Source organism: Streptomyces sp. NPDC004561, from assembly GCF_053602155.1.
The window spans coordinates 1-2398 of record NZ_JBSGDB010000792.1; the positions used below are offsets into that span (position 1 = coordinate 1).

At 67.5% G+C, this 2398-nt stretch carries 3 protein-coding genes; 2 read left to right on the plus strand and 1 reads right to left on the minus strand.

The window, feature by feature from the left end; all coding sequences use genetic code 11:
• Positions 1 to 894: 894 nt before the first annotated feature.
• The gene (locus ACWEN3_RS45350) at positions 895 to 1473 is read right to left on the minus strand and encodes an SMI1/KNR4 family protein (protein WP_452984154.1); all 579 of its coding nucleotides are present in this window, start codon (positions 1471 to 1473) and stop codon (positions 895 to 897) included.
• 321 nt (positions 1474 to 1794) lie between these two features.
• Here ACWEN3_RS45350 and ACWEN3_RS45355 point away from each other — a divergent pair, with 321 nt between their 5' ends.
• The gene (locus ACWEN3_RS45355; RefSeq protein ID WP_452984156.1) at positions 1795 to 1941 is read left to right on the plus strand and encodes a hypothetical protein; all 147 of its coding nucleotides are present in this window, start codon (positions 1795 to 1797) and stop codon (positions 1939 to 1941) included.
• A gap of 86 nt (positions 1942 to 2027) precedes the next feature.
• Entirely contained in the window at positions 2028 to 2375 is a 348-nt protein-coding gene (locus tag ACWEN3_RS45360) for a hypothetical protein (protein ID WP_452984158.1), read from the plus strand.
• Positions 2376 to 2398 lie beyond the last annotated feature (23 nt).

A 2398-nucleotide genomic window follows, 5' to 3' on the forward strand; every position in this document is an offset into this window, starting at 1 on the left:
TACCGCAACGGCACGCGAAGTATCTCCCCCGGCTCCAGGTCCGAGAGCCGGGGTGTGGCCGGTGTGCCCGGAGGCTGCCGGTCCGGGGCGCTGGTCGGCTGGCTGCGGCCGGGGGTGAGGTCGGCCAGCGACCAGCGGGTGGTGTAGAGGCGGTAGGCCGGGCATCAGGCCGCGCAGGGTCTTCGGCTCGCTGATGTCGAGGCAGTATGTGGCGAGCGCCGCGTCCACGATCGCGTCGTCCAAGCCCGGCTCGCGGGGCGGCGGCCGCGCAGGACAAGAGCGAGGTGACGGCGGGCTTCGGCGAGCAGGTGCCGGCGGTGGAACCGGCCGCCACCGTTCATCACGAACACCGTCGCGGTGACGTCGACGGCCGCCAGGGCGACGTCGACCAAGGGCAGGAACCGCGGGGTGCCGTCGTCGTCTACGGCGGTGATACTCGTGCGCGGGGGCTGTCATCGCTTGACATGCGCGAATGCGAGGAGCGTCGGACCGCCGATCGGATCCCGCCCGATGCTCACCGTACGCAGTCCCGTAACAGCGGGACGAGGGACATCAACCCTGTACATCCTCCGGCCGCGACGGGTCCTTGTCGTAGTGAGCGATCCGATTTCCTGATCGCCTGCGCCCACTGGAGGTGATGGAGGAACTGGCCGTGGTCCAACGACAGGCGGCCGAGGCGGCCCATCGCGTCCGATCGACGATGCCAATCTTCACCCGTACACCACGGCGCACGGCCTCGGCGATGTTGGCGCGCGTCGCCGCGTAGGAGCCTGGGCGGGCCGGTGATCGCGTCGTTGGCGGACGGCTCATGCCTTCAGTATGCAAAGTTCAGGATCGGCGGCGGCGCACTGTAGGCGTCCTGGGCAAGAAGCTGCGCTTGGTTGCGGGTGAGGTTCAAGCGTCCGGCCAGGGATTGATGCCGAGCCCGCGCAGACGGGCCTCTTCCCTGCGATGCACGAACCTGGGACGGGTTACCCCGCCCAGGAATCCCTCGTTGAAGGGATACGGCTGTTCTTCACTGAAGATCCGAAGCAGCAACTCCGCCATGCCGCAGTCGAACTCGATGAATGTCTCGCCGTCGAGACCGCCGGAGTCCCAGACAACGACCGGCCAATGATCCGGATCACTGCCGCGGGTGGACCAGCACAGTACGTTCTGGTTGGAATCCTCCCCCCAGCAGATCAGACTTCCCTCTGCCGGCCAGGCCGGATACGGCGCCGAGACATTCTCCAGCCAGTCCGGGGACGGGACGAACCAGGCGTCATGAGGCCCGTCACCCGGGGCGCCTTCGTTCTGACGGGAGACGGCGAGGCCGTCCTCGATCGCGCCTGATCCGTAGACGGACATGAAATCCCGGAAGTCGGAGGGGAAATCGCAGCCCCACACTTCGCGCGTCTGGTGCCAGTCAATGACGTCGCCCGCGCCATCGTGCGGAGGCATCAAGGCCATGAGCTTGCGGATGTTCTGGTTCACTTCTCCTCCTCGGTGCCGCGCAGGTTCTCCTCCTGCGGCACCCGGCCGGGCGGGTCCGGCACAAGCAACTTTCCATCGTCCCGACGGCAACATCACCCGCCCCGGCCGGTGGAACCCGGCGCCCACCCGACGCGACAGCCGAGCCCTCAACCTGGCCACCATCAACTCAGGGAACCGAAACTGTCCGCGGACTCCGCTGGCGGACCCTCGCGAAAGATCGAGGCTACTGAACTTGATTGAGTGATGTCGGGGCCCGCCGCAGGGTGGCAGGGGCCAGCTCGCGCCTTCCCGGTGTGGCCGGGGCACGAGGATGATGCTCGCGTGATCCGAGACTTCCCGCCGTTGCCGTTGCCCCAGTACGCCGTGGTCCGTATCGGCTGCTCACCAGGGGTGCCTGCCGAGGTCGCCGCCGATCTGCGGGAAGTCGGCGTCCCAGCAGGGCTGATCGGTTATGAGTCCAACCGCTGACTGAGGCGACGCTCGTGGACGGGGTCGGTGAGAGCGGGTTGGTCGTCTTCGGGTCCAGCGGCCTGTTCGGTCGGCTCGGCGTCGATGTGGCTTCGCGTCGCGTCGTGCAGATCCCCAAGATCGGGTCCGCGACCGCCTGGCATGTGAACAGGGACCTCGGGGCCTTCCACCTGTGCGTCGCGGGCATCATCGCCCGCTTCCCGTTCTACGAGGAAGACGAGGAGGACAGGTTCCAGGAGGTGGCGGACGAGCTTCGTCGGCTCCTGGCTGCTCTCGATGCCAACGCACTCGCAGACAACGGGTTGTGGGAGACCTTGTGCGATGACGTGGCGATGGATGGCCAACGCCGTGGGTATCGCGGCCGTCGGCGCGATCTTCTTCACAGTGGCCGGGCACCACGGAGGTGTGCACGGCTACCCCACTGCGTTCAGTGAGTCGCTGTACTCCCGGGCGGGCG